Here is a 22,958-nt window from a genome sequence, read left to right on the forward strand (position 1 = left end):
TATTCCTTGAATGAATTTGATTCATTTTGGCGCCTCCCCCTTGTTTTTTTTCTGAAAACGTTTTATAATAAGATTGTCTTAAACTTTTCTTAAAGTTTGGTCAAACATTTTAATAAGGGGGAATGTCAATAATGAGTATTGGAATCATTATTGCAAGCCATGGTGAATTTGCTGCTGGCATTCATCAATCAGGTTCTATGATTTTTGGCGAACAAGAAAAAGTACAAGTTGTTACTTTTATGCCAAATGAAGGCCCTGATGATTTGTATGCTAAATTCAATAACGCTGTGGCACAGTTTGATGCGGACGATGAAGTCTTAGTCTTGGCTGACCTTTGGAGCGGTTCTCCATTCAACCAAGCTAGCCGTGTAATGGGTGAAAATCCAGAGCGCAAGTTCGCTATTATTACAGGTTTGAATCTGCCAATGTTGATTCAAGCATATACAGAAAGAATGATGGATGCTAATGCTGGTGTTGATGCAGTCGTAGCTAATATCATCAAAGAAGCTAAAGAAGGTGTAAAAGCTCTGCCTGAAGAATTGAATCCAGCAGAAGAAGTTGCAAGCGCTCCTGTTGCAGCAACTGCTCAAGCTGCTATTCCAGAAGGTACTGTTATCGGTGATGGTAAGCTCAAAATCAATCTAGCGCGTATCGATACACGTTTGCTTCATGGACAAGTCGCAACTGCTTGGACACCAGATTCAAAAGCAGACCGTATTATCGTAGCTTCTGACTCAGTAGCTAAGGATGAACTCCGCAAAGAGTTAATCAAACAAGCTGCACCAGGTAATGTGAAAGCAAACGTTGTGCCTATCGACAAACTGATTGCTGTTTCAAAAGACCCACGCTTTGGTAATACTCATGCTTTGATCCTGTTTGAAACTCCTCAAGATGCTCTTCGTGCTATTGAAGGCGGTGTGCCAATCAAGACTCTCAATGTAGGTTCTATGGCTCACTCGACAGGTAAAACAATGGTTAACAACGTACTATCAATGGACAAGGACGATGTGGCTACTTACGAAAAGCTTCGTGACCTTGGCGTTGAATTTGACGTGCGTAAAGTACCAAATGACTCTAAGAAAGATTTGTTTGACTTAATTGAAAAAGCAAACGTTCAATAATACATTAATTGAATAAAATTTGGACGGATAGTTTAGCAAAACTACACCTCTCAGTTCTTTCTAGGTCTTGCCTGACTATTTTACGTCCTCATATCTCATGAAAGGATAATTATAAATCATGTCTATTATTTCTATGGTTTTAGTGGTCTTTGTTGCCTTCCTTGCTGGTCTTGAAGGTATCTTGGACCAATTCCAATTCCACCAACCAATTGTTGCATGTACTTTGATTGGTTTGGTAACAGGTAACCTAACTGTCGGTGTTATGCTAGGTGGTTCACTTCAGCTAATCGCTCTTGGTTGGGCAAATATCGGTGCTGCTGTAGCTCCCGATGTAGCTCTTGCATCCGTGGCATCTGCAATTATTTTAGTGCAGAGTGGTGGTGCAAAAGATGATATCTCAGTAGCTACAGCCACAGCTATTCCTCTTGCAGTAGCTGGTCTCTTTTTGACCATGATTGTCCGTACTGCTTCAGTTGCCCTAGTTCATGGTGCTGATTCTGCTGCTAAAAAAGGAGATATTCGTGGTGTTGAAAGAGCACATTATACTGCCCTCCTCCTCCAAGGGTTACGTATTGCAGTCCCTGCTATTCTTTTACTTTTGATTCCTGCAGAATCAGTAAAAGCTGCTCTTCAATCAATGCCAGTTTGGCTCAAAGAAGGGATGGAAGTAGGCGGTAGCATGGTCGTAGCTGTCGGTTATGCTATGGTTATCAACATGATGGCAACCCGTGAAGTATGGCCTTTCTTCGCTATTGGTTTCGCTCTTGCTGCTGTTAGTGGTTTATCTCTCATCGCTTTTGGTACAATCGGTGTTGCACTTGCTCTTATTTACATTAACCTTTCTAAGAAAGGTGGAAATGGTGGTGGAGCAGTCGCTTCATCTAACGACCCAATCGGCGATATTTTAGAGGACTACTAAGAAAGGAGAAACGAATCATGACTGAAAAACTGCAATTAACAAAATCAGATCGTCAAAAAGTTTGGTGGCGTTCTACTTTCTTACAAGGTTCTTGGAACTATGAACGCATGCAAAACTTGGGTTGGGCTTATTCACTAATCCCAGCAATTAAAAGATTGTACACTAAAAAGGAAGACCAGGCTGCGGCTCTTGAGCGTCACTTGGAATTCTTCAACACTCACCCATATGTTGCAGCTCCTATTCTTGGTGTAACACTTGCACTTGAAGAAGAAAAAGCAAACGGTGCGTCAATTGATGATGCAGCTATCCAAGGGGTTAAGATTGGTATGATGGGACCTCTTGCTGGTATCGGAGACCCTGTTTTCTGGTTTACTGTACGACCAATTTTAGGAGCACTAGGAGCTTCTCTAGCCGCATCAGGAAATATCATCGGTCCACTACTTTTCTTTGTTCTTTGGAATGCAATTCGTATGGCTTTCCTCTGGTACACACAAGAATTGGGCTACAAGGCTGGTTCTGAAATCACCAAAGATATGTCTGGTGGTATCCTCCAAGATATTACCAAAGGTGCCTCTATCTTGGGTATGTTTATCATTGGTGTTCTTGTAAAACAATGGGTCAACATTGGTTTCAAAATTGCCTTGCCATCTACAACTCTTACAGATCCAAAAGCTTATGTTGAAATTCCTAACGGCCCTGTAACCGGAGAGAAATTAGTTGAAATATTAAACAGAGCCCCTGGTGTAAACCTTGGACCAGTAAAACAAAATACCCTACAAGGTCAACTTGATTCTTTAATACCAGGACTGCTAGGATTACTCTTAACATTCCTCTGTATGTGGTTATTGAAGAAAAAAGTTTCACCAATCATTATCATCGTTGCATTATTTATTGTTGGTATTGTTGCTCACTACTTCAATATTATGTAATCAAAAAGAAGGTTTCGGCCTTCTTTTTCTTATGGTATAATAGAAAGAGATTTACTTTGAAGGAGCAATTATGGCGCAATCACAAAACAAAACAGTTGAATTTAATACCACTGGCGTTTCCTATCTTGGATTAGGCGGTAAGGTTGGGAAATTTTTAATCGGCGAGACAGCTCTTGAGTTTTATGCTGATGCCAATGTAGAAGATTATATTCAGCTGCCTTGGACTAGCATCACTGCTATCGGCGCCAATGTTTCTGGCAAGAAAGTCAGCCGCCACTTTGAAATCTGGACTGACAAAGGAAAATTTCTCTTTGCCTCCAAAGACTCTGGTAAGATTCTCAAAATTGCTCGGGAGCATATCGGCAACGACAAGGTGGTTAGATTGCCGACTCTGTTACAAAAAATTGCTGGAATCTTTAAGAAGAAAAAATAGGGTTGAAAAAGTTTCAACCTTATTTTTTATATTTTCGACTAAGACAAAAGTTGCTTATATCAGCAAAATGGAGCTAGCACAAAAAATTGAAAAGTGAAACAGGTTTGAGAATGCACTATTTCAGCCCTTTGAAATGATGGGGTGGAGTAAGCTGACATTATCAATGCAAGACCGCATCATTAGATCTTCAAAAAGTATAAACATCAGCTATTTTTTTCTCAAAAGTCCATGTCTTGACACCTTCAACATCACGGACATCTAGTTGTTTAAATCCGTTCTTTTTGTAAAAACGACAGTTGCTTTCTGTATGAGTAATTAAAGTAAGCCGCTGGCATTTCTCTTCTTTTGCAAGCAACTCAAGTCCCTTTGAGATAAAAAGACCGCCAACTCCCTGTCCTTGATAATCAGGTAGCACCCCCAGCAATTCAAGATAAAGAGTTGAACTACCCCTTTTTTTAGCTTCTTTACTGCCCTCCCCAAAGACTTTTTGAAAAGCTAAAAGCTGAGGAATATATTGCCACATCCTCCATGCTCCTGCCCGCAAAAAGGAAAGCATACCGACAGGATGATTACCGAGCTTATGAATAGTAGCGACCCCCATAAGACGCCCGTCCACTTCAGCAAGCAGACAAATATGATGACGCATCGCTGCCTTAACCATAACTGCATGCAATCTATTTAGAAAATCAATATAAGACTGGCTACTGCCAAAGAGAGGACGAAATTTTTCTCTGTAGATCTCATGCACAGCAAAAGCAGCAGTTAAAACCGAGACCGCAGCAGCAAGATCTCGTTCATCTGCTCTTCGAAAACGAATCATGATAGCTACCTCTTCAAATCTTTTCTGCCAATTTTTCTAAAAAATCTTGACGTTTTTCAGCTGTAGACTGAGAAATATTCCCGAAATTCAACCAACGGCGCTGTCTAGCACCGATAGACTTAAAGGTATGGCCCAACATGGCTTTCTTGACGACGTCACCACAGAAATACTTAAGATAGAAGGTCGGTGCTGCAGAGGTAGTAATAGCCAACACCTCTTTAATATTGGTCAGACGACCAACTAACTGGCGAGTTTTGCTCTCCTCGTAAATCTTATTTTTCAAAAAGACCTTATCTTCAAAGCCCTTGACAATAGCTGGCATATCCGCCCACCAGATAGGAAAAATCATGATAAGGCGGTCACAGGACGCAAGAGCTTCCTGATATTTTAAAACCAGTGGGTCAAGTGCCTGCCCTTTATTAAAAAGTGCTAGCTCTTCCTTGGTATAGACTGGATTAAAACCATCCTCATAGAGATCGATCAATTCATAGGTCTGACCTTTCTTCTCCAACAAATCTTGAACCTGCTCTAAAATAGCATGGTTAAAGCTTTTCTCATAGGGATGTGCATAAACAATGAGATTTTTAATCATGTTTGTAACCTCCTAGTAAATCATTGAACATTGAGCGATAGACTTCCTCATCAAAAGGCTCCAAGCCTTTGGCAATAAAATGACCATAGCCTGTGATGAAGGTGTCCAGCTTGAGCAAGAGAATCTTTTTCTCTTTCTGACTCTCAATAGGCAGCTGATCCAGATAAACCACTGTCTTATTCCCGATTTCCAGAAGCTCACCTTTCCGGTAAGCCTCTGTCGCTACAGGGCTGAAAAAGAGAAAATCCATTATCTGACTGTTGGTCTTGTATTCCGATAAAAGAAAGAGTCCTATCTGCCAAATGCAATCCAGAGGATCAGAGACTCCATCTAGATACTGCTCCTCTAAACGCTTAAGCTGCTTCTGGTTTTCCAAAAGACAGACCTGATAGTAAAGTTCCTCCTTATTCTCAAAAGCCTTGTAGAAAGCACCAGTCGTAACCCCCAGCAGAGATGCCAGTTTCCTTAGGGGGATATTCTGATAGCCATACTCTCTGATAAGCTGGCTTGCCTTTTCAATCATACGGTCACGCGTTGTTTGTTTTACCATAAGAACTCCTTTGGATAACTGTATTACCCCTATCTAAAGATAACATAGTTATCTTTTTCTGTCAAGATTTTTCCCATCCTGGGATTTACATTTTCCGGAAAATCCTGTATAATAGTCGAAACGGATAAGTACTATTGGGCACTTTTCAGAAAGTCTGCGGTGGCTGTGAGCAGATAAGAAGAAAATAGGAAATTCTACCGTTAGTTTAAAAATGAATAATTAAGCAAGTGCACTTTTGTGAAGTTGGATGGAACCGCGGCTCTGTCGCTCCAACAGTTTCATAAAGTGCTTTTTATTTTTGGAGGTACCTATGTTAGATTTAAAACGCATCCGTACGGACTTTGATACTGTAGCTGCAAAATTAGCTACGCGAGGTGTTGACGCTGCTACCCTTAACCAAATGAAAACTATTGACAAAGAACGTCGGGATTTATTGGTCAAGGTCGAAGAGCTAAAGGCAGAGCGTAATACTGTTTCTGCCGAAATTGCCCAAGCTAAACGCAACAAAGAAAATGCAGATGACAAGATTGCTGCCATGCAAAAACTCTCTGCTGAAGTCAAGAACTTAGACGCAAGCTTGGCTGAGCTGGATGCTAAGTTGACTGAATTCACTACTACTCTACCTAATATCCCGCACGAAAGTGTTCCTGTCGGAGCAGACGAGGATGAAAATGTCGAAGTTCGTCGCTGGGGTACACCACGCCAATTTGACTTTGAAGCTAAGGCTCACTGGGATTTGGGTGAAGATCTGGATATCTTAGACTGGGAGCGCGGGGCAAAAGTTACTGGTGCTCGCTTCCTCTTCTATAAGGGCTTGGGAGCAAGACTTGAGCGTGCTATCTATAACTTCATGCTGGATGAGCATGGCAAAGAAGGCTATACCGAAGTCATCACTCCTTATATGGTAAACCATGATTCCATGTTTGGGACTGGGCAGTATCCTAAGTTCAAAGAAGATACGTTTGAGCTAAGCGATACCAACTTCGTTCTGATTCCGACTGCTGAAGTTCCGTTGACCAACTACTATCGAGACGAAATTCTCGACGGAAAAGAATTACCAATCTACTTCACGGCTATGAGCCCATCATTCCGCTCTGAAGCTGGCTCTGCCGGTCGTGATACGCGCGGTCTGATTCGTCTGCACCAATTCCACAAGGTTGAAATGGTGAAATTTGCCAAGCCAGAAGAATCTTATGAAGAGCTAGAAAAGATGACTGCCAACGCAGAAAATATCCTGCAAAAGCTGAATCTGCCTTACCGCGTTGTAGCACTCTGTACTGGAGATATGGGCTTCTCAGCTGCTAAGACCTACGACTTGGAAGTTTGGATTCCTGCTCAGAACACCTACCGTGAAATCTCTAGCTGCTCTAACACAGAAGATTTCCAAGCTCGTAGAGCTCAAATTCGCTACCGTGACGAAGCAGACGGCAAGGTCAAACTCCTTCATACTCTCAACGGTTCTGGACTTGCTGTCGGACGCACAGTGGCTGCTATCTTAGAAAATTACCAAAACGAAGATGGATCTGTGACTATCCCAGAGGTTCTACGTCCGTATATGGGTGGATTAGAAGTCATCGCACCAAAATAAAAAGCAGATTCTCCTGATACTTTGCCTATATCACTAGGTCTAAGTATAGACTTAATTTACTAAAATAAAAAAATCCGAGAATAACTCAGAGAAAATCAAAAACAGATTTTCAAAGAATATCATCTTGGATTTTTTCTTATCTTTCTGACCAGCAATGAGACTGTATCGTAAAAACAGACATAGACGACATCTCAAAAGTCAGAAAGGATATATAGCAACTTAACTACTTTCACAAAATATATCTAGCTCACATAGGAAATAAATAAAAGGTAGCCTACTAGACTTGAAATATGGAGCAAGAGTCACTAAAAATGTTAGCTTATGTCGATCCTTGCAATTGTTTTGAGATGACAAGGCTACGTTAGTGTCAGAAATAAGCAAATCATCAAGACTATTCAAGAAAACAGAGCAGCTTTAATTGCTTACAAAGTGACTCTTTTGCATCATCGTCTTAATGTCCATTCTACTGATAAATCAGTCACTGGTTTGCCTTCATTTCTATGAAGCTTCTAAAATATGCCGTAGCTGGACTGCACTCGGTGAGACAATGGGAAGAAAAGCTCCTTCGTTCCAACGGCGTATAAAGCCTGAAGTCGAATTACTCAAGTATCCTCTGCCTCCACTAGCCTGCAACTCCAAGAGCAGACTTTGGGCTACCACATCAACTATATCAATTCGCAGCTGAAAGAGTTCCTTAGGACGCTCAACAAAATAGCCAGGCTGGAGAAGACCTCTATAGAGCTGATCCTGGATTTCAGTCAGAGCAGCCACTTGCTCCTCCCACTCCTCTCTCAAAATAGAGCGAACTGACAGATTGGCTTCAACCTCTGCCAGAGACTTCTCCGCTAGACCAAGAGCCAGACCAAATTGATAACCGAGAAAAGCTGGGCGATTTTCTGCCAAAAAGGCCTTGGCATCTTGAGCGAGAATCCATTCTTCTTGCAAAGGCACATGGTTAAAGGTCAGAGCAGCTGTATTTCCCCCTTGCAAAGATACAAACTCTAAATCCGCTGAACGGGTGAAATTCTCTGCGTCAGATGGCACAGCCAGAACAAGTGGCCGGCGGCTCCCGTCTTCGAAACCGGCAACAAATATGCTGAGGAAGCGATCCGCGCGAGCATTGGTTACCCAAGGCAGACGCCCCTTTAGATAAAGCTGCCCATCTTCTTCCACAATAGAGACATTTAACTCTTCTAAGTCCGACAGGAATTTGACAGCATTGGACAGAGCTGTCGCACCTGCATATTCCCCTGACAGGAGCCCCACCAAATAGTGGTCTCTAAAGTAGGGATTAGCAGACTTTAAGACGTTATCAATAAAGGTCCTTTGTCCCCAAGAGATAAAGGATGCAGTCAAGGAATGATGAGCCAGCTCCTTGAGCACTTCTATCACATCCGTATCATTGCCACCTCGGCCTCCCAGCTCTTCTGGAACGCCAACCCGAAAGGCTCCTTCAGCGGCGATACGCTCAATCAATTGGTTACCCGCTGCACAGGATTCTTTGTCAATCTGATCAGCGTGCTCATCCAACCAGTTGATAAACTCTTCTGAAAAAAATGTCATTTGCCACCTCCTCAAAGACTAGGCATAAGGCTGTAATTCCGGATTAATTGGCGTGTTGGCCAGATTATTGGCATAATTGCAAAGTGTCGCAAGGCTAACACCTAGAACTACATCCAGTGCATTCTCATGCGTATAACCCGCTTCTAGGAAGTCTGCCAAAGCCTCATCTCCGACCCGTCCCTTGGTATTGATGACAGCAATGGTAAATTTAGCAAGGGTATCTAGCTTCGGATCTGTATCAATCGGAGTACGATTACGTAGAGCCTCCAAAAGATCATCATTCATTTGAATCTGCTTGATTGAAAAAGCTGTATGACCCGCTACACAGAAAGCACAACCGTTGGTAACTGCAGCCGTAATCTGCACTACTTCACGCTCAGTCGGTGTCAGGCTGTTACGGCGATTGATGGCTCCAACCGTCCGATATGTTTCCAAAGCCGTTGGCGCATTGGCCAAAAGACCGATAAGATTGGGAATGTAGCCACCGTTATCTTTTTGAACAGTTTCCAGGACTTCTTTTACCTCGGCTGGTGCGGACTCAATCGTGTGGATAGTAAATTCTGACATATGAAACCTCATTTCTTTTAATTAGCAACTATCTTAACATAGGACCAATAGCTTGTATAATATATATTTTATATAAGTCCTATAAAGAGAATATAATGCAGTAATTCAAACTAAAATTTTTTACCTAGATTTACCTTGATCAAACACAATTTTAAACCAAAAAAAGAAGCCTTCTGGCTTCTTTTTTTATTTTTTCACCTTTATGGTTACTAAAAGACTTTTTCATTAGCAATTTCTTATAGAAGATTATTCTTTATCGCTCTCAACAGCTTCGTCAGAAACCACGGCATCTAAGCTTTCCTCTTCCACTGTTGGTTCAGCCTGAACCTGTTTTTCAACTGTTTCTTCTGTAGCTAGCTTTGTGGGCTCTTCTTTATTTTCATCTGCTTCTACTTTTTTAGATTCTTCAGCTGAAGCAGGTGTTTCTGTATCTTTTGGCTGATCGGTTTCTTTTTTGATTTCATTTACAGCAGTTTTCACTGTTGCAGAAGTTACACGGCCAACAGTTTGAGCAAATTCCTTACTTACATTGGCTGCATCTGTCAAGGTTTCTTTTGAAATCTTTCCTCCTGAGAAAGCCATTAATCCTAAAACAAATGTTGCAATTGAAGCAATTGAAGTCAAGTACAAACCTATACCAACTGAGATACCATAACCACCATAACCAAAATTAGCACTCATATCGCCCAAGCGAAACAAGGCATAAATAGAAATAGCTGTCTCAATAATTCCCAAAGCCACGACACCCATAGCCAAGTTTTTAATCAAAGGCTGAGTACGATCTTTAAGAATGGCTAGGACAATAGCTCCGATGGCTAAAACTATAACAATTTTCCCATCCCCTTCAATTCCTGAAACACTTAAACCACCAAATCCACCTAGATTTACAGTCCCCCAAGGCAAAACACTTCCAATTATTACTGCTACTGACGCAATGATAATGTACAAACGATTTTTTTCCATTTGACTTCTCCTTCTCTAAGCACAAGCTATCCGATTTAAGGTGAAAAAGATAGATTGTAGACTAACTATTTGTAAAAAGAGACCAAGACAAGAATATCCTGGCCTTCAAATAAACTTCTTAATATTTTCTAAAACGCTGATAACGTTGGTCGACCAATTCTTCCACGCTCCATGAAGAAAGTTGTTCTAATTCAACTAAAAGTTCTTGTTTGATAGAAGTAATCAAATCCTGATTGCTTAAACCCGTTTCCTCAATTACCTTATCAACAATCTCCATTTGCAAGAGTTCGTGGGATGTTATTTTCATTAACTCAGCAGCTTCCATGGCTCTACTGCCATCCTTCCACAAGATAGAAGCAAAGCCTTCCGGACTCAAGACTGCATAAATTGAATTTTCTAACATCCAAACTCGATTCGCCACTCCCAGAGCTAAGGCCCCTCCAGAACCACCTTCACCAATAATAATGGCAATAATAGGTACTTTCAGATCACTCATCTCCATCAGGTTTCGAGCAATAGCTTCACCTTGCCCACGCTCTTCTGCTCCAACACCTGGATAAGCTCCAGCAGTATTGATAAAAGTAACGATTGGGCGACCAAATTTTTCTGCCTGCTTCATTAGGCGCAAAGCTTTACGATACCCCTCAGGATGAGGTTGACCGAAATTCCGTTTTAGATTATCTTGAAGATTCTTCCCTTTTTGAATTCCAATAACAGTCACTGGACGGCCGTCTAGGCTACCGATGCCTCCAATCACAGCTCCATCATCTCGAAAAGAGCGATCTCCATGCAATTGAATGAAATCATCAAAAATTGCCTTAGCATAATCAAGAGCCGTCAGCCGAGTCTGATCTCTCGCTTCTCTTACAATCCGAGTAATCTTTGTCATTGCTGCCCTCCATGAAATTCCAACAATTTAGCAATCTTATCTCTTAATTTCGCTCGTTTCACAATAGCATCTACAAAACCATGTTCCAAGAGAAATTCTGCCTTTTGAAAACCATCTGGTAAATTTTCACGAACAGTGGATTCAATAACTCGACGACCAGCGAATCCAACAAGACTTTGAGGTTCCGCTAAAATAATGTCACCTTCCATTGCAAATGATGCTGTTACCCCACCAGTAGTAGGGTCTGTCAAAATCGTCAGATAAAACAAACCTGCTTTAGAATGTCTTTGTACCGCCGCTGAAATTTTAGCCATCTGCATGAGACTGATAATCCCTTCCTGCATACGTGCCCCTCCAGAAGCTGTAAACAAGACTACTGGTAATCGAAGTTCAGTTGCATATTCAAACAAGCGTGTAATTTTTTCTCCAACTACACTTCCCATGGAGGCCATGATAAAGTTTGAGTCCATTATTCCCAAAGCTGTTTTATGTCCTTTGATGGAGGCAGTTCCTGTTAACACAGCTTCATCCAAGCCAGTTTTTTCACGCATTAGGGCCAATTTGTCCTTATAATTAGGAAAATTCAATGGATCTTTCGTTTCAATACCTGTAAATAATTCTTCAAAGGTATCTTCATCTACAGTTAAAGCAAGTCGCTCAAGTGCTGTAATACGGAAGGTATAACCACAATTAGGACAAACACGATCGCTCCCTAAATCTTTTTGGTAAATGGTATGCTTACAACCAGGACATTTCGAAAAGAGCTCATCCGGTACCTCTGGTTTTTGTTGAGGCAGTTCCCTATATGAACGATTAGGATTAATCCGGATATATTTATCCTTTTTGGAGAATAAAGCCATCATTTACTCCTTTATTACTACAGTTTCCCTTTACAAAAGCTTAGCTTCCTTCGCTTTATGAAAGGTTTTATTTATCTTCTTTTAATCTTTCTTGGTAAGCAGGGAGAAATTTCTCCATTAAAAAGGCTGTATCATAATCCCCTGCAATAACCTGAGAGTCTGAAATCAAGTCTAACTGAAACTCACTGTTGGTTAATACACCATCGATTTCTAATTCATAGAGAGCCCGTTGCATCTTCATCAAAGCATCAAAACGATTCTCCCCATGAACAATGATTTTAGCAATCATACTGTCATAGTATGGAGGAATGGTGTAACCTGGATAAACAGCTGAGTCCACACGAAGGCCGACTCCACCACTAGGCAAATAGAGGTTTGAAATCTTACCCGGACTTGGGGCAAAATTAAAGGCTGGATTTTCAGCATTGATCCGGCATTCGATGGCATGACCGCGAATTTCAATATCATCTTGTGTGAAAGAAAGTTCTTGACCATCAGCAATGCGAATCTGTTCCTTAACAATATCTACACCAGTCACAAATTCTGTTACAGGATGTTCTACTTGAACACGAGTGTTCATTTCCATAAAGTAGAACTCACCCTTATTTTCATCATAGAGAAACTCAATTGTTCCAGCATTTTCATAGCCGACTGACTGAGCAGCTCGTACAGCTGCATCTCCAATCTTTTGACGGAGAGTCTTCCCGATAGCCACTGATGGAGCTTCTTCTAAGACCTTTTGGTTATTACGCTGGAGCGAGCAATCACGTTCGCCCAGATGGACAACATGTCCATGCTGATCTGCCAAAATCTGCACTTCAATATGACGAGCAGGATAAATCACGCGCTCCATATACATAGCGCCATTCCCAAAGGCAGCCTTAGCCTCGCTAGAAGCAGACTCAAAAGCTGCTACCAAATCTTCAGCCTTTTCAACCTTACGGATTCCCTTTCCGCCACCTCCAGCAGAAGCCTTTAGCATAACAGGGTAGCCAATTTTTTCAGCAACTTCCAAAGCCTCTTCTGCAGTAAAAACTTCTCCGTCAGATCCTGGAATAACTGGAACATTAGCTTTAATCATCTGAGCACGAGCATTAATCTTATCGCCCATCATATCCATGATCGCCCCAGAAGGACCGATGAATTTCACACCAACTTCCTCACACATGGTTGCGAACTTAGAATTTTCACTCAAAAATCCAAAACCAGGGTGAATAGCTTCAGCTTCTGTCAGAACAGCTGCTGAAAGCACAGCATTCATATTGAGATAAGAATCCGTAGACTTAGCAGGCCCAATACAAATAGCTTCGTCTGCCAACAAGGTATGAAGGGCTTCTTTATCAGCTGTTGAATAGACCGCCACTGTAGCAATCCCCAATTCTCGAGCTGCACGAATAATTCTGACCGCAATTTCCCCACGGTTAGCAATCAATATTTTACGAAACATGGTGAAATCTCCCTTTTCTATTGGCCAATAGCAAATGTCAAGGTGCCACTGGCTGCGAGTTTGCCATCTACTTCTGCTTTAGCTTCAACAACCGCAATGGTACCACGACGTTTCACAAATTTAGCAGTCATGATAAGCTGATCACCTGGAACAACTTGTTTCTTAAATTTGACCTTATCCATTCCCGCATAAAAAACTAATTTGCCTTTGTTTTCTTCTTTAGACAATTCCAGTACACCCGCAGTCTGAGCCAAAGCTTCCATAATCAAAACACCCGGCATGACTGGAAATTGAGGAAAATGACCGTTAAAGAATGGTTCATTAATTGTCACATTTTTTAAAGCAACAATCTCATCTTCGCTAACTTCTAATACACGATCTACCAACAACATTGGATAACGATGCGGAAGCGCCTCTTTTATTGCATTGATATCGATCATTTAATGCGTACCAGACCTTTCCCAAATTCAACCATTTCTTCATTCTGAACTAAAACTTCTGTGATAATACCATCTTTAGGAGCAGGTACTTCGTTCATTACTTTCATAGCCTCGATAATCATCAAGGTTTGCCCTTTTTTCACTTGGTCACCTACGTTCACAAAAGCAGGTTTATCTGGTCCGGCTGCTAAATAGGCTACTCCAACCAAAGGACTTTCCACAACATCACCTTCAGCTGCGATTGGTGCCGGTGCTGCTTCAGCAGGCACTTCTTGCTGTTCAACAACTACTTCTGCCTGAGGAGCTGGAGCAATTGGAGCTACTGGTGTAGATGTAGGAAGAGGACTTGCATTAACCTCTTGAGGTACAATTCTTCCTTCATTTTTACTGAATGTCAGTTCATCTTGTTGATTTTTATATGAAAATTCCCGCAAACTTGATTGGTCAAACTGTGCCATCAAGTCTTTAATTTCATTGATATTCATAAGTTATTATGCCTCCCAACGTTTAAAGGCAAGAACAGCATTATGTCCACCAAAACCAAATGTATTGGAAATAGCATAAGGGATTTCCTGCTCTTTTCCTTGGCCAAAAATGACATTGGCTTCAATGTAATCAGACAATTCTTGAGTCCCTGCAGTCTTTGGTACAAAGCTATGACGCATTGCTTCGATAGTCGCAATAGCTTCCACTGCTCCAGCTGCTCCAAGTAAATGCCCTGTAAAAGATTTAGTTGAAGAAACAGGGACATCTTTACCCAATACAGATACAATCGCACCACTCTCTCCTTTTTCATTGGCAGGAGTAGAAGTTCCGTGAGCATTAACATATGCCACATCTTCAGGCTTGATTTCGGCTTCTTCTAATGCTAGTTTAATAGCTTTAATCGCACCAAGTCCTTCCGGATGTGGTGAGGTCATGTGGTGAGCATCACAAGTATTTCCATAACCAACAACTTCAGCAAGGATTGTTGCACCACGTTTTTCAGCATGTTCTAGACTTTCCAACACCAACATTCCAGATCCTTCACCCATAACAAAACCATTTCTGTCTTTATCAAATGGAATAGATGCACGAGTTGGGTCTTCAGTTGTGGACAAAGCTGTCAATGCTTGGAAACCAGCAATCGCAAAAGGAGTGATAGAAGCTTCAGAACCACCAACTAACATCACATCTTGGAAACCAAATTTAATAGAACGGAAGGCATCTCCAATTGCATCGTTAGATGAGGCACACGCTGTATTAATGGATTTACAAACACCATTGGCACCAAAGCGCATGGCAACATTCCCAGAAGCCATATTTGGCAAGGCTTTTGGAAGTGTCATTGGTTTCACTCGTTTTGGACCTTTTTCATGCAAGCGGATAACTTGATCTTCAATTTCCTTAATACCACCGATACCTGAAGCAACGATAACACCAAAACGATCTTTATCAATAGCTTCCACATCAAGTCCTGCATGATTTACAGCTTCCTCAGCAGCATACAGAGCATATAGTGAATAATTATCAAAACGGTTAGTATCTTTTTTAATGAAGTATTTATCAAAAGGAAAATCTTGAACCTCAGCAGCATTATGAACAGCAAATTCACTGTGGTCAAACTTAGTGATTGGCCCAATACCAATTTTTCCTTCCTTAAGGCTAGTCCAAAATTCTTCTGGTGTATTCCCAATTGGGGAAGTTAGTCCGTAGCCAGTTACTACAACACGATTTAGTTTCATCTCAACACTCCTTTTTACGGTAAGATTTAAACTTAGAAAATTGCAAATAAGACGCATTCTAAGTAAACTTATTCTATACTTTTACTAAATTATTGCATTGTCAAGCCACCATCGATAGTGATCACCTGACCTGTTACATATTCCTGACTGGCAAGAAAGACTGCGACATCTGCAACTTCCTCAGTATTACCAAAACGTTTCATTGGTATTTGAGCCAAAGAAGCTTCTTTAATTTTTTCTGGCAAACCATCAGTCATATCAGATTCAATAAATCCTGGGGCAATCACATTGACGCGAATATTACGAGCCGCAACCTCACGAGCTACTGACTTAGAAAAGCCAATCAAACCTGCTTTAGAGGCGGCATAGTTTGCTTGTCCAATATTTCCTGTCAAACCGACCACGCTAGACATATTGATAATAGCTCCCTGACGCGCCTTAGTCATTGGTTTTAAAACAGCTTGCGTCATGTTAAATGCACCAGTCAAATTAACCTTTAGCACTTGTTCAAAATCTTCCTCAGTCAATTTAAGCATGAGTTTATCTTTAGTAATTCCTGCATTATTAACCAAAACATCAACTGAACCCATAGCCAAAGTTGCTTCTTCTACCATACGCTTTGCATCAGCGCTATCTGAAACATCCCCAGTAACCGCAAAAACCTTTACAGGATAGCCTTTAAACTCTGCCAAGACGTCCTCTGAGACTTCTCCACGTCCATTTAAAATAACATTAGCTCCAAGACTAGCAAATTTATGGGCAATAGCAAGACCAATTCCCCGAGTGGAACCTGTAATCAATACGTTCTTATTTTTTAATTCCATATTGTTTCCTCATTTTTCCAGAAGTTGTGTCAAACTAGCTTGATCTTCAACTTGATAAATGGTAGCTGACTTGTCAATCTTTTTTACAAATCCAGACAGAACTTTTCCTGGACCAATCTCGATAAACTCAGTTACACCAGCTTCTTGCATTCTGGCAATACTATCATAAAAGCGAACTGGCTCCATCACTTGACGTGTTAATAGCTCCTTGATTCGTTCCTTTTCCATGACACTAGCTTCTGTATTCCCTACTAGGGGAACTTGGAAGTCAGAAAAATTGACATTTTCTAAAGCTTCAGCTAATAAATCACTAGCTGGCTTCAATAAAGCAGTATGGAAAGGTCCTGATACGTTGAGTGGAATCAATCTCTTTACCCCAGCTTCTTGCAAAAGCTCTACAGCTTTATCCACTGCTTCAGCTTCTCCACCAATTACAATCTGGCTAGGTGTATTATAGTTAGCTGGAGACACTACGCCAAGCGCACTAGCCTTTTTACATGCATTCTCTATCAGATCTAAATCAGCATTAAGAACTGCCACCATTTTACCAGAACCTGCTGGAGCTGCTTCTTCCATGAAGGCTCCGCGTTTAGCAACCAAAGCTAGAGCGCTTTGAAAATCTAAGGCTCCAGAAGCCACTAAAGCAGAGTATTCTCCTAAAGAAAGACCAGCAACCATATCAGGATGAATTCCTTCTTGAATTAACAAACGGTAAATGGCCAGAGACGTAGTCAAAATTGCTGGCTGGGTATAGCGGGTCTGATTCAGTTTTTCTTCATCATTATCAATCAAATCACGCACATCATAGCCTAAAATTTGACTAGCTTCCTCAAAAGTTGATTTCACCACGTCATATTGATCATAGAGCTCACGTCCCATACCAAGGTACTGTGCCCCCTGACCAGCGAACAGAAAGGCTTTTTTAGTCATTTCTAGTTACTCCTGCCCAACGTTTAGCTTCTTGCTGAATTCTTTCAGCAGCACCATAGTAAACATCTTTCAAAATTTCTTCAACGGTCTCTTCCTTGCTGACCAAACCAGCAATTTGTCCTGACATGACCGAACCATTTTCAACATCTCCACGGACAACTGCATTTGCTAAGGCACCCGCACCAAGATTTTCGAATACTGTTAAATCTGGATTTTCTTGTTTGAAGGCTTCTTTTTCAGCTTTTTCAAAATCTCTTGTCAGCTTATTTTTCAAAGCGCGGACTGCATGACCAAAATGCTGAGCTGAAATTGTTGTATCAATATCGCGCGCCTTCAAAATCATATCTTTATAATTTTGATGAGCATTTGATTCCTTAGCAACTACAAAGCGAGTCCCTAATTGAACTGCTTCTGCTCCTAACATAAAGCCAGCAGCTGCACCTGAACCATCTGCAATACCTCCAGCTGCAATAACAGGGATATTGACCGCTTCTACAACTTGACGAGTAAGGGCCATCGTTGTCAATTTCCCAATATGACCTCCGGCTTCCATTCCCTCAGCAATAACAGCGTCTGCGCCAATTTTTTCCATCCTCTTAGCGAGAGCAACACTTGGCACTACTGGAATGACCGTAATACCCGCTTCGTGAAAACGAGCCATATACCGACTTGGATTCCCTGCACCAGTTGTCACTACTTTTACGCCTTCTTCAATGACTAAATCAACAATATCATCAACGAAAGGTGATAAAAGCATGATATTCACCCCAAAAGGCTTATCTGTCAAAGACTTAATCTTATCAATATTAGCTTTAACAACTTCTTTGGGAGCGTTGCCTCCACCGATAATTCCTAAACCACCTGCTTTAGAAACAGCACCAGCTAAGTCTCCATCTGCTACCCAAGCCATTCCACCTTGGAAAATAGGATATTTAATATTTAGTAATTCTGTAATTCGTGTTTGCATAATACCTTCCTTTTATCATTGCTTAAGTAATAGCTTGATTCTCTTAAAAACGAATGTTTTCTATACTTTGACAGTCAAACTATTACCTAAACAAGAGGGAGTGGATAAAAAATCATTTAAACAGACTTTTTCGTTCCACCCCGGCCATCTTGACTTCATCGAATCTCTACTCTACCTATTGTTTCCTCTTAAACATTAGAAGAGATAAAAGACAGTCAAGACTGCCACCTCAAATTCGTCTTCTTTAAAAGAGGGCGAGAACGTATTCTCAGCCCCATTTACTTTTTCTTATTTAGTTTTTTCTTCTACATAAGCAACCAAATCACCAACTGTGTTCAAACCTTCCTCAGTTTCGATTTGGATATCAAATGCATCTTCGATTTCTGAGATAACTTGGAACAAGTCAAGTGAATCTGCTTCAAGATCATCGAAAGTTGACTCAAGAGTAACTTCTGATGGTTCTTTACCAAGTTCTTCTACAATAATTTCTTGTACTTTTTCAAATACTGCCATGATAGACTCCTTTAAAATAAAAATATTTTTTAATATGTGAAAACCACATGATTAACTAAATTGTAACAATAAGTGTTCCCCATGTCAAACCTCCACCGAAACCAGATAATAAAATTTTCTGACTTCCATCTAGCTTAACAAGGCCTTGCTCGACACACTCAGATAGTAAAATAGGGATACTAGCTGCACTTGTATTTCCATATTCCATCATATTAGCTGGAATTTTATCTCTTGAAACACCAAGCTTTTTCGCTATTTTATTCAAAATACGGTCATTAGCCTGATGGAGCAAGAAATAATCTATTTCATCAACTTCCAGCGGACTAGCTTCAATCGTATCTTTAATGGACTGAGCAACATCTCGAATAGCAAAATCAAAAATTGCCCTACCATCCATTGTCAAATATTTTTCATCATCCTCAGTCTGTGCAAAAGGCGATTGCAAACCAATTTGGCAAGAGGTGAGACTTTCTCCACGAGAACCATCCGTTTTCTGGATTTCTGCAAGAAAATGTTGATTAGAAGTGCTTTCCAGCAAGACTCCTCCCGCACCATCACCAAACAAGACCGCAGTGCCTCGATCAGACCAATCTACAACCTTTGATAAGGTTTCACTTCCAATAACCAATCCCTTCTGATAAACACCTGAAGATATGAGCTTTTCAGCTGTCGAAAGAGCAAATACAAAGCCACTACAAGCAGCTATTAAATCATATGCAAAAGCTTTCTTTGCCCCAATATTAGCCTGAACACGAGCAGCTGTTGATGGCATCAATGAATCTGGCGTAATAGTAGCAACAATAACAAAATCAAGATCTTGAGCAGAAATTCCTGACTTTTTCAGCAAATCTAAGGCAACTCTTGTAGCTAAATCGCTTGTCGATTCATGATGAGAAATATGACGCTTTTTGATTCCTGTCCGACTTGAAATCCATTCATCACTTGTATCCATGATTTGGGCTAAATCATCATTCGTAACGACTTGCTCAGGCGCATAATGAGCAACTTGACTGATTTTTGCAAATTTCATTATTTTAAGTCCTCAAGAAACTGATAAAGGTTTTTCAAGCCTTTTTGCATTACTTGAATCTCATCCCTGCTCATGCCAGCAATAATCTTGTCTAGCATTGAATGATGAAAACGTCGATGCAAACGATACAAAAGACGACCACTTTTCGTCAAACTCAAATGAACCACACGACGATCAATATCAGAACGAGTTCGTTCTACATAGCCTTTTCGCTCAAGATTATTTAAGCTCGTTGTCACAGTTCCTAGAGTCACCATAAGCTCTCTAGAAATGTCACTAGGAGTTGCATTGGGAGTTTCGCCAATAACATCAATCGTATGCATTTCTTTGATAGAGACGTCATTGAAGCGACTGCCCCGCAAACTGGACTCTTCAATCACCAATACATTATTAAAAATCGACGTCAAATAATCATTTACTAATTGGTAATTCAATCATCCATCCCCCTTTATAAATATTCAAGCATCAAAACATTTGACTATCAAATTATATCAAAGTCCAAATATTTTTGCAAGTTCTTTTTGAAAATGATTTACTTTTTTTCAATTTATATAATTTCAATTAAACGAATATTATTTTCCTTGAAATTTAGGACGACGCTTTTCTGAATAAGCACAGACCCCTTCTTTAAAATCTTCGGTGAAAGCTAACGACTTTTGTAAGTGCAATTCCAATTCAGCATATTCTTCCCAATCAGAAAATTGACTTTTCCAAATCATTTCTTTCATTGCTTTATACGAATTCCCTGAACCACGTTTTAGTTTTTTGATTAGTTGCTCTGTTGTTTTCTCCAACTTTTCAGATTCACAAAGTCGATAAAGAATCCCATATTCCAAAGCTTTTTCAGCTGTCAAAGCCTCACCAGTCATGACAAGGTGGGTTGCACGAGTTACACCAATAGCACGAGTTAGCAAATACAATCCTCCCGCATCTGGGGCTAATCCAACTCCAACGAAAGCCTGAATAAATCGAGCCTTTTCACTTGCAATACAAAAATCAGCAGCAACGACCATATTAGCAGCAGCACCTGCAACAGGTCCATCAACACTCATGATGACTGGCTTAGGTAATTTCTTCATCTCGAAAGAAATAACATTTACTAACTCCGCAATCTTCACCAAGGATTGGATATCATCCGCATCAACAGCACGCTGCATTTCTGCTAAATCTCCTCCAACTGAAAAAACCTTACCATTTGCCTTGATAAGCAAAATTTTTACACTATCATCTGACGCAGCCAATGAAATTGCTTCTAAAATTTCTTGGCACATTGGAATATTAAATCCGTTAGAAACCTCTGGTCGGTTAAAGGTAAGAACAGCTACTTCGTCCAGAACTTCGTAGAAAATATTTGTAAATGTCATATCACTTCTCCAAATTCTATCTTAGCAATTTGATTTGATATGCAAATATTTTGAATATCAAATTGTTGCTTTTAAAATATTCTAGCACAAAATTTTATTTTCTCAAAACAAAATCTGAAAGAATAAAACAATAGTTCGGCTTTTCTACTTTTTATTCCTAAAAAACTGACACTATGCTTGAGATTTGCTATAATGTAAAGAAGCAATATTACAAATTGTCTGAATAATAACAAAACCCTTTAGGAGAAAATATGAAAGTTGTCAAATTTGGTGGTAGTTCACTTGCCTCTGCAACTCAATTAGAAAAAGTTTTAAATATTGTAAAATCTGATTCCGAACGAAAGTTTGTAGTTGTTTCTGCACCCGGAAAACGAGAGCAATCTGATACAAAAGTTACAGACGCACTAATCAAATATTACCGAGCTTACGTTGAAGAAGGCGATGTCACTCCACACCAAGAATGGATCATTAATCGATATGCCCAGATGATTGAAGAATTAGAGCTCAAACCTGTTGTCCTTGAAAAAATAACAAAGAGCATTTTAAATCTAGCCACACTACCAATCGAAGATAATCTATTTCTTTATGATAGTTTTTTAGCAGCTGGAGAGAATAATAATGCCAAGCTAGTTGCTGCATTCTTTAATAAAAACGGCCTTAATGCCCGTTATATTCACCCTAGAGATGCAGGAATATTTGTCAGTAGCGAGCCTGGGAACGCAAGAATTTTGCCTTCTAGCTATGATAAAATTGAAGAATTAACCAACTTTGAAGAAGTACTTGTGATACCTGGTTTCTTTGGTGTAACTAAAGACAATCAAATCTGTACTTTCTCTAGAGGTGGCTCAGACATAACAGGATCAATCATTGCTGCCGGAGTTAAAGCTGATCTATATGAAAACTTCACTGATGTAGATGGCATTTTTGCAGCCCATCCTGGTATTATTCATGAACCAGACTCTATTCCAGAATTAACCTATCGTGAAATGCGTGAACTTGCATATGCAGGTTTTAGTGTCCTTCATGATGAAGCACTTATTCCAGCTTACCGTGGTAAAATTCCTTTAGTTATTAAAAATACAAATAACCCCAATCATCCCGGGACAAAAATTATTCTAAATCATACTGATAAAGCAATCCCTGTTGTCGGTATTGCAGGAGATTCCAACTTCGTTAGTATAAACATGTCAAAATATTTGATGAACCGTGAAGTTGGTTTCGGTCGCAAAGTTCTCCAAATCTTGGAAGAATTGAATATTCGTTGGGAACACATGCCGACAGGAATCGATGATTTATCAATCATTCTAAGAGAAAGGGAATTAACCCCAATAAAAGAAGAAGAAATTCTCCGTCAACTTACACAAAAAATTGAAGTAGATCATGCAGAAATCGAACACGGCTTGTCTATCATCATGATTGTAGGTGAGCAAATGAAAAGCCATATCGGTCTGACTGCTACGGCTACAAAGGCTCTATCAGACAGCAAAATTAATATTCAAATGATCTCTCAAGGATCTAGCGAAGTTTCTATCATGCTCGTAGTAAACTCTGAACAAGAAAAAGCAGCTATTAAAGCCCTCTATGAAGCATTCTTTAATAAACATAAAAAGCTTGAAGAATAATCTTCAAGCTTTTTATTAAATAAGAACTTAAAAGTTAAATTGCAAAAACACAATAAATATAAAAAGACAAGAATTTCTTGTCTTACTTATAGATATAACTCCGGCAGTAGGACTCGAACCTACGACATCATGATTAACAGTCATGCGCTACTACCAACTGAGCTATGCCGGATAAATGCTAAGCGACTACCATATCTCACAGGGGGCAACCCCCAACTACTTCCGGCGTTCTAGGGCTTAACTGCTGTGTTCGGCATGGGTACAGGTGTATCTCCTAGGCTATCGTCACTTAACTATTGAGTA

25 protein-coding genes, 1 tRNA gene and 1 rRNA gene are annotated in these 22,958 nt (G+C 40.2%); 6 read left to right on the forward strand and 21 right to left on the reverse strand.

Annotation, left to right across the window (positions count from 1 at the left end; genetic code table 11):
- Window positions 1–131: 131 nt before the first annotated feature.
- From PCY06_RS03935 to PCY06_RS03950, 4 genes are all read left to right on the forward strand, one after another.
- Window positions 132–1,121 (forward strand): PTS sugar transporter subunit IIB, encoded by a 990-nt coding sequence (locus PCY06_RS03935; protein ID WP_082307416.1) that lies wholly within the window; start codon window positions 132–134, stop codon window positions 1,119–1,121.
- A 118-nt stretch (window positions 1,122–1,239) separates the two neighbouring features.
- Window positions 1,240–2,040 carry a PTS mannose/fructose/sorbose transporter subunit IIC gene (locus PCY06_RS03940; protein ID WP_061596018.1) on the forward strand — a complete coding sequence of 267 codons (801 nt, stop codon included), beginning with the start codon at window positions 1,240–1,242 and terminating at the stop codon, window positions 2,038–2,040.
- 17 nt (window positions 2,041–2,057) lie between these two features.
- Window positions 2,058–2,969 (forward strand): PTS system mannose/fructose/sorbose family transporter subunit IID, encoded by a 912-nt coding sequence (locus PCY06_RS03945; protein ID WP_008809602.1) that lies wholly within the window; start codon window positions 2,058–2,060, stop codon window positions 2,967–2,969.
- Window positions 2,970–3,039: 70 nt separating this feature from the next.
- On the forward strand, window positions 3,040–3,402 hold the full coding sequence (locus PCY06_RS03950; RefSeq protein ID WP_002908911.1) for a DUF956 family protein: 363 nt from the start codon (window positions 3,040–3,042) through the stop codon (window positions 3,400–3,402).
- A 187-nt stretch (window positions 3,403–3,589) separates the two neighbouring features.
- Here the strand turns inward: PCY06_RS03950 and PCY06_RS03955 are convergent, their stop codons facing one another.
- Genes PCY06_RS03955 through PCY06_RS03965 form a run of 3 tightly spaced genes read right to left on the reverse strand, consistent with a single transcriptional unit; the run spans window position 3,590 to window position 5,364 of the window.
- Window positions 3,590–4,222, reverse strand: a complete 633-nt coding sequence (locus PCY06_RS03955) for a GNAT family N-acetyltransferase (RefSeq protein WP_082307415.1) — start codon at window positions 4,220–4,222, stop codon at window positions 3,590–3,592.
- A gap of 13 nt (window positions 4,223–4,235) precedes the next feature.
- The gene (locus PCY06_RS03960; protein WP_008809603.1) at window positions 4,236–4,814 is read right to left on the reverse strand and encodes an NAD(P)H-dependent oxidoreductase; all 579 of its coding nucleotides are present in this window, start codon (window positions 4,812–4,814) and stop codon (window positions 4,236–4,238) included.
- A complete protein-coding gene (locus tag PCY06_RS03965) occupies window positions 4,807–5,364 on the reverse strand; it encodes a TetR/AcrR family transcriptional regulator (RefSeq protein WP_004193252.1) in 558 nt (185 codons plus the stop codon). Before PCY06_RS03965 ends, PCY06_RS03960 begins: the two co-directional genes overlap by 8 nt.
- A 310-nt stretch (window positions 5,365–5,674) precedes the next feature.
- On the opposite strand from PCY06_RS03965, the gene serS reads away from it, so the two are divergent.
- A complete protein-coding gene (gene serS, locus PCY06_RS03970; RefSeq protein WP_061596020.1) occupies window positions 5,675–6,952 on the forward strand; it encodes a serine--tRNA ligase in 1,278 nt (425 codons plus the stop codon).
- Window positions 6,953–7,450: 498 nt separating this feature from the next.
- On the opposite strand, the gene PCY06_RS03975 is transcribed toward serS, so the two are convergent.
- The 16 genes from PCY06_RS03975 to PCY06_RS04050 all read right to left on the reverse strand — a co-directional run bounded on the left by PCY06_RS03975 (window position 7,451) and on the right by PCY06_RS04050 (window position 21,033).
- A complete protein-coding gene (locus PCY06_RS03975) occupies window positions 7,451–8,515 on the reverse strand; it encodes an acyl-CoA dehydrogenase family protein (protein ID WP_125369981.1) in 1,065 nt (354 codons plus the stop codon).
- A gap of 18 nt (window positions 8,516–8,533) precedes the next feature.
- Window positions 8,534–9,082: a carboxymuconolactone decarboxylase family protein gene (locus tag PCY06_RS03980; RefSeq protein ID WP_009659051.1), complete on the reverse strand. Its 549-nt coding sequence runs from the start codon at window positions 9,080–9,082 to the stop codon at window positions 8,534–8,536.
- A 246-nt stretch (window positions 9,083–9,328) separates the two neighbouring features.
- Window positions 9,329–10,045: a hypothetical protein gene (locus PCY06_RS03985; protein ID WP_225791186.1), complete on the reverse strand. Its 717-nt coding sequence runs from the start codon at window positions 10,043–10,045 to the stop codon at window positions 9,329–9,331.
- A 118-nt stretch (window positions 10,046–10,163) separates the two neighbouring features.
- Window positions 10,164–10,934 carry an acetyl-CoA carboxylase carboxyl transferase subunit alpha gene (locus tag PCY06_RS03990; protein ID WP_045504127.1) on the reverse strand — a complete coding sequence of 257 codons (771 nt, stop codon included), beginning with the start codon at window positions 10,932–10,934 and terminating at the stop codon, window positions 10,164–10,166.
- Window positions 10,931–11,794, reverse strand: a complete 864-nt coding sequence (gene accD / locus PCY06_RS03995; RefSeq protein WP_082307414.1) for an acetyl-CoA carboxylase, carboxyltransferase subunit beta — start codon at window positions 11,792–11,794, stop codon at window positions 10,931–10,933. Before accD ends, PCY06_RS03990 begins: the two co-directional genes overlap by 4 nt.
- A gap of 67 nt (window positions 11,795–11,861) precedes the next feature.
- The gene (locus PCY06_RS04000) at window positions 11,862–13,241 is read right to left on the reverse strand and encodes an acetyl-CoA carboxylase biotin carboxylase subunit (RefSeq protein WP_008809610.1); all 1,380 of its coding nucleotides are present in this window, start codon (window positions 13,239–13,241) and stop codon (window positions 11,862–11,864) included.
- A 17-nt stretch (window positions 13,242–13,258) separates the two neighbouring features.
- On the reverse strand, window positions 13,259–13,681 hold the full coding sequence (gene fabZ, locus PCY06_RS04005; protein ID WP_082307413.1) for a 3-hydroxyacyl-ACP dehydratase FabZ: 423 nt from the start codon (window positions 13,679–13,681) through the stop codon (window positions 13,259–13,261).
- Window positions 13,678–14,166 carry an acetyl-CoA carboxylase biotin carboxyl carrier protein gene (gene accB, locus PCY06_RS04010; protein ID WP_061600574.1) on the reverse strand — a complete coding sequence of 163 codons (489 nt, stop codon included), beginning with the start codon at window positions 14,164–14,166 and terminating at the stop codon, window positions 13,678–13,680. Before accB ends, fabZ begins: the two co-directional genes overlap by 4 nt.
- A gap of 6 nt (window positions 14,167–14,172) precedes the next feature.
- Window positions 14,173–15,405, reverse strand: coding sequence for a beta-ketoacyl-ACP synthase II (fabF, locus tag PCY06_RS04015; protein ID WP_008809613.1), 1,233 nt, complete (start codon window positions 15,403–15,405; stop codon window positions 14,173–14,175).
- 89 nt (window positions 15,406–15,494) lie between these two features.
- Window positions 15,495–16,229, reverse strand: a complete 735-nt coding sequence (fabG, locus tag PCY06_RS04020; RefSeq protein WP_082307412.1) for a 3-oxoacyl-[acyl-carrier-protein] reductase — start codon at window positions 16,227–16,229, stop codon at window positions 15,495–15,497.
- A gap of 9 nt (window positions 16,230–16,238) precedes the next feature.
- Window positions 16,239–17,159, reverse strand: a complete 921-nt coding sequence (fabD, locus tag PCY06_RS04025) for an ACP S-malonyltransferase (protein ID WP_046165205.1) — start codon at window positions 17,157–17,159, stop codon at window positions 16,239–16,241.
- A complete protein-coding gene (gene fabK / locus PCY06_RS04030; protein WP_008809616.1) occupies window positions 17,152–18,126 on the reverse strand; it encodes an enoyl-[acyl-carrier-protein] reductase FabK in 975 nt (324 codons plus the stop codon). Before fabK ends, fabD begins: the two co-directional genes overlap by 8 nt.
- A gap of 288 nt (window positions 18,127–18,414) precedes the next feature.
- The gene (locus tag PCY06_RS04035; protein ID WP_002893611.1) at window positions 18,415–18,639 is read right to left on the reverse strand and encodes an acyl carrier protein; all 225 of its coding nucleotides are present in this window, start codon (window positions 18,637–18,639) and stop codon (window positions 18,415–18,417) included.
- A gap of 55 nt (window positions 18,640–18,694) precedes the next feature.
- Window positions 18,695–19,669, reverse strand: coding sequence for a beta-ketoacyl-ACP synthase III (locus PCY06_RS04040; RefSeq protein ID WP_082307411.1), 975 nt, complete (start codon window positions 19,667–19,669; stop codon window positions 18,695–18,697).
- Window positions 19,669–20,103, reverse strand: coding sequence for a MarR family winged helix-turn-helix transcriptional regulator (locus tag PCY06_RS04045; protein ID WP_008809618.1), 435 nt, complete (start codon window positions 20,101–20,103; stop codon window positions 19,669–19,671). Before PCY06_RS04045 ends, PCY06_RS04040 begins: the two co-directional genes overlap by 1 nt.
- 138 nt (window positions 20,104–20,241) lie before the next feature.
- Window positions 20,242–21,033 carry an enoyl-CoA hydratase gene (locus PCY06_RS04050; protein WP_061596381.1) on the reverse strand — a complete coding sequence of 264 codons (792 nt, stop codon included), beginning with the start codon at window positions 21,031–21,033 and terminating at the stop codon, window positions 20,242–20,244.
- 251 nt (window positions 21,034–21,284) lie between these two features.
- Between PCY06_RS04050 and PCY06_RS04055 the strand changes: the two genes are divergently transcribed.
- The gene (locus tag PCY06_RS04055; RefSeq protein ID WP_082307410.1) at window positions 21,285–22,655 is read left to right on the forward strand and encodes an aspartate kinase; all 1,371 of its coding nucleotides are present in this window, start codon (window positions 21,285–21,287) and stop codon (window positions 22,653–22,655) included.
- A gap of 98 nt (window positions 22,656–22,753) precedes the next feature.
- Here the strand turns inward: PCY06_RS04055 and PCY06_RS04060 are convergent.
- Window positions 22,754–22,827: transfer RNA gene (locus PCY06_RS04060), tRNA-Asn, on the reverse strand.
- Between the two features lie 5 nt (window positions 22,828–22,832).
- Window positions 22,833–22,948: ribosomal RNA gene (gene rrf / locus PCY06_RS04065) — 5S ribosomal RNA — on the reverse strand.
- Between the last annotated feature and the right edge of the window lie 10 nt (window positions 22,949–22,958).

It is taken from the genome of Streptococcus sp. SG1 (genome assembly GCF_030439935.1).
GTDB lineage: Bacteria > Bacillota > Bacilli > Lactobacillales > Streptococcaceae > Streptococcus > Streptococcus gordonii.

What these genes read in the sequence shown, in the direction of transcription:
- PCY06_RS03935 (WP_082307416.1), top strand. Translation starts at nt 132, where the DNA reads ATGAGTATTGGAATCATTATTGCAAGCCATGGTGAATTTGCTGCTGGC.
- PCY06_RS03940 (WP_061596018.1), top strand. Translation starts at nt 1,240, where the DNA reads ATGTCTATTATTTCTATGGTTTTAGTGGTCTTTGTTGCCTTCCTTGCT.
- PCY06_RS03945 (WP_008809602.1), top strand. Translation starts at nt 2,058, where the DNA reads ATGACTGAAAAACTGCAATTAACAAAATCAGATCGTCAAAAAGTTTGG.
- PCY06_RS03950 (WP_002908911.1), top strand. Translation starts at nt 3,040, where the DNA reads ATGGCGCAATCACAAAACAAAACAGTTGAATTTAATACCACTGGCGTT.
- PCY06_RS03955 (WP_082307415.1), bottom strand. Translation starts at nt 4,222, where the DNA reads ATGATTCGTTTTCGAAGAGCAGATGAACGAGATCTTGCTGCTGCGGTC.
- PCY06_RS03960 (WP_008809603.1), bottom strand. Translation starts at nt 4,814, where the DNA reads ATGATTAAAAATCTCATTGTTTATGCACATCCCTATGAGAAAAGCTTT.
- PCY06_RS03965 (WP_004193252.1), bottom strand. Translation starts at nt 5,364, where the DNA reads ATGGTAAAACAAACAACGCGTGACCGTATGATTGAAAAGGCAAGCCAG.
- serS (WP_061596020.1), top strand. Translation starts at nt 5,675, where the DNA reads ATGTTAGATTTAAAACGCATCCGTACGGACTTTGATACTGTAGCTGCA.
- PCY06_RS03975 (WP_125369981.1), bottom strand. Translation starts at nt 8,515, where the DNA reads ATGACATTTTTTTCAGAAGAGTTTATCAACTGGTTGGATGAGCACGCT.
- PCY06_RS03980 (WP_009659051.1), bottom strand. Translation starts at nt 9,082, where the DNA reads ATGTCAGAATTTACTATCCACACGATTGAGTCCGCACCAGCCGAGGTA.
- PCY06_RS03985 (WP_225791186.1), bottom strand. Translation starts at nt 10,045, where the DNA reads ATGGAAAAAAATCGTTTGTACATTATCATTGCGTCAGTAGCAGTAATA.
- PCY06_RS03990 (WP_045504127.1), bottom strand. Translation starts at nt 10,934, where the DNA reads ATGACAAAGATTACTCGGATTGTAAGAGAAGCGAGAGATCAGACTCGG.
- accD (WP_082307414.1), bottom strand. Translation starts at nt 11,794, where the DNA reads ATGGCTTTATTCTCCAAAAAGGATAAATATATCCGGATTAATCCTAAT.
- PCY06_RS04000 (WP_008809610.1), bottom strand. Translation starts at nt 13,241, where the DNA reads ATGTTTCGTAAAATATTGATTGCTAACCGTGGGGAAATTGCGGTCAGA.
- fabZ (WP_082307413.1), bottom strand. Translation starts at nt 13,681, where the DNA reads ATGATCGATATCAATGCAATAAAAGAGGCGCTTCCGCATCGTTATCCA.
- accB (WP_061600574.1), bottom strand. Translation starts at nt 14,166, where the DNA reads ATGAATATCAATGAAATTAAAGACTTGATGGCACAGTTTGACCAATCA.
- fabF (WP_008809613.1), bottom strand. Translation starts at nt 15,405, where the DNA reads ATGAAACTAAATCGTGTTGTAGTAACTGGCTACGGACTAACTTCCCCA.
- fabG (WP_082307412.1), bottom strand. Translation starts at nt 16,229, where the DNA reads ATGGAATTAAAAAATAAGAACGTATTGATTACAGGTTCCACTCGGGGA.
- fabD (WP_046165205.1), bottom strand. Translation starts at nt 17,159, where the DNA reads ATGACTAAAAAAGCCTTTCTGTTCGCTGGTCAGGGGGCACAGTACCTT.
- fabK (WP_008809616.1), bottom strand. Translation starts at nt 18,126, where the DNA reads ATGCAAACACGAATTACAGAATTACTAAATATTAAATATCCTATTTTC.
- PCY06_RS04035 (WP_002893611.1), bottom strand. Translation starts at nt 18,639, where the DNA reads ATGGCAGTATTTGAAAAAGTACAAGAAATTATTGTAGAAGAACTTGGT.
- PCY06_RS04040 (WP_082307411.1), bottom strand. Translation starts at nt 19,669, where the DNA reads ATGAAATTTGCAAAAATCAGTCAAGTTGCTCATTATGCGCCTGAGCAA.
- PCY06_RS04050 (WP_061596381.1), bottom strand. Translation starts at nt 21,033, where the DNA reads ATGACATTTACAAATATTTTCTACGAAGTTCTGGACGAAGTAGCTGTT.
- PCY06_RS04055 (WP_082307410.1), top strand. Translation starts at nt 21,285, where the DNA reads ATGAAAGTTGTCAAATTTGGTGGTAGTTCACTTGCCTCTGCAACTCAA.